This is a genomic window from Peribacillus sp. (assembly GCF_059453735.1).
This window is the reverse complement of sequence record NZ_JAZVJO010000500.1, coordinates 1-2,108: the sequence shown is the minus strand read 5'-3', so window position 1 is coordinate 2,108 and position 2,108 is coordinate 1. Positions and strand designations below refer to the sequence as shown.

4 protein-coding genes and 1 pseudogene are annotated in these 2,108 nt (G+C 44.1%); all 5 read left to right on the top strand.

Annotated features, from left to right (window positions below; translation table 11 throughout):
- The coding region (locus tag AC52RT_RS16560; RefSeq protein ID WP_495541764.1) for a histidine phosphatase family protein at positions 1 to 395 on the top strand (395 nt) is incomplete at its 5' end.
- Positions 347 to 778, top strand: a complete 432-nt coding sequence (locus AC52RT_RS16555) for a bifunctional adenosylcobinamide kinase/adenosylcobinamide-phosphate guanylyltransferase (protein WP_495541763.1) — start codon at positions 347 to 349, stop codon at positions 776 to 778. The genes AC52RT_RS16560 and AC52RT_RS16555, both read left to right, overlap by 49 nt.
- Positions 779 to 791: 13 nt before the next feature.
- Entirely contained in the window at positions 792 to 1,376 is a 585-nt protein-coding gene (locus AC52RT_RS16550; RefSeq protein ID WP_495541762.1) for a cob(I)yrinic acid a,c-diamide adenosyltransferase, read from the top strand.
- A 2-nt stretch (positions 1,377 to 1,378) separates the two neighbouring features.
- Complete coding sequence (locus tag AC52RT_RS16545; RefSeq protein ID WP_495541761.1) at positions 1,379 to 1,873, top strand: ECF transporter S component; 495 nt, start codon at positions 1,379 to 1,381, stop codon at positions 1,871 to 1,873.
- Positions 1,870 to 2,108 (top strand): annotated as a pseudogene (locus tag AC52RT_RS16540) (ATP-binding protein); the annotation flags it as partial. The gene AC52RT_RS16545 and the pseudogene AC52RT_RS16540, both read left to right, overlap by 4 nt.

Genomic DNA, 2,108 nt, shown 5'->3' with positions numbered 1-2,108 from the left:
TTCGAGAAATGAACTTTGGCGACTGGGAAGGCAAAACGTATCAGGAATTGGTCGATGAACCTAGCTATCGGGATTTTCTTGACCGTCCATTTGAAGCAAGTCCTCCAAATGGGGAAAGTTTTTCTGTTTTTTCGGCAAGAGTACAACAAGGCTGGAATCATATAGTAGAAGATATGACCGTACGTGGTATACATCAGGCCGCAGTAGTCACCCACGGTGGTGTAATTCGCTATTTGCTTAGTAAATTGGCAGTAGAGAATAAGGAATTTTGGGAATGGGAAATTCCTCATGCCAGCGGGTACCAGTTTGTTTGGCATTCGGTTCAATCAGCAAGGAGGGGTGAACGGTGCACTTCGTTACAGGCGGTGTCTACAACGGCAAAACGAAATGGGTAAGACAGCAGTATCGAGTTACGGATGATTCAGTCTGGGTATCTGCATACAGAAATCACGACTTTCCAGAAACAATTAACCCACAAAGTAAACTGATGGTATTAGAAGGGCTTGAGCTTTGGATTAAACAAGATGCTCAACAATTGGATGCGGCGGATATCCGTGCTTCTTGGAAGCTTCGGATGGAGGGGTTTTTGAACTGGGAGAAGGAAAATACAGATCGGCACTTAATTATCATTGGTAGTGATCTCTCGAAAGGAATTGTCCCGATCGAGGCGAGTGACCGCACTTGGCGGGATGCCTGCGGCTGGGTGTATCAGGATCTTGTCGAAAGGGCTGACCGGGTTGAACTTATCTGGTATGGTATTAATCAACAACTAAAATAAAGGAGGAATAATGATGAAAATTTATACGCGTACTGGAGATAAAGGAAAGACTAGTGTAATTGGCGGAAGAGTGGATAAAGATGATATCCGTGTCGAGAGCTATGGTACGGTTGACGAGGTAAACAGCTATATTGGTAAAGCCGTTACTGAGCTTAATCCTGATCTATTTACAGATGTAATCGCTGATTTAGAAAAAATACAGCATGAGTTATTTGACTGCGGCGGCGACTTAGCGACCATTTCAGAAAAAGCACCTGAAAAATTAAGTGAAGACGTCATTACGTACTTAGAAGAAAGAATCGATAAATTTATTGAAGAAGCACCAGAATTAGAAAAATTCATTCTGCCTGGAGGATCTGTCCCGGCAGCTACGCTTCATATTGCTCGGACGGTGACACGCCGTGCGGAACGTCTTGTCGTTTCACTGACTAAAACAGGTGCACCAGTATCTCCATTGTCTCTCCAATATTTAAATAGATTATCCGATTATCTATTTGCCCTTGCACGTGTCGTGAACTTCCGTTTGGGTGTTAAGGATGTGGAATATGCTCGCAGTGCGAATGTATTCCGAGGCGGAAAAAGAAAGGAACGTGAATAAGGTTGGACGTTCGAAAAATAAGCACCTTAGCGATGTTTATTGCCTTATCCGCTGTAGGTGCGGCAATCAAAATTCCTTCTATCGTCGGCAGTTTAGCACTTGATAGTTTCCCTGCCCTTATAGCAGGTGTACTATTAGGGCCGATTTATGGGGGAATCGTGGCAGGTCTTGGGACCTTGATTTCTGCTATTATCAGCGGGCTGCCGCTTGGTCCGCTGCATTTTATTATCGTGCTGGAAATGTTTATCCTAGTTTGGATGTTTTGTACCTTGTATAACAGCAGCCAAAAATTAGGCGCGGTCACACTGTTTTTGGTCGGAAATGCGCTCATTGCACCACTGCCCTTCATGTTCATCATTAGTACGTCATTTTATATTGCCGTGCTGCCTTCATTAATTATAACAACAGTTATTAATTTGGTGATTGCGGTCATACTAATGCCGAAGCTCGTACCTATTTTGAAAAAGATGATCTTCAAAGCGGGTCATGATTCATGAGAGATGTTTTAAACCTACCAGTTCAGGCTGGTGGTTCCTTGATTTTTGCCAGCGATAACAGCGGCGGAATCGGCATGAAGAAAGAGGATGTCGTGTCGGTTCCCTATGATATGGTTGCTTACTATTCTTTTCGCGTCGCAGTCATGGAGTGTATGGCTGCAGGTGGTGAACCGATTGCCGTTGTGATGGAGAATTTTTGCGGAGAGCAGGCCTGGAATGAATTAGAGGTAGGAGT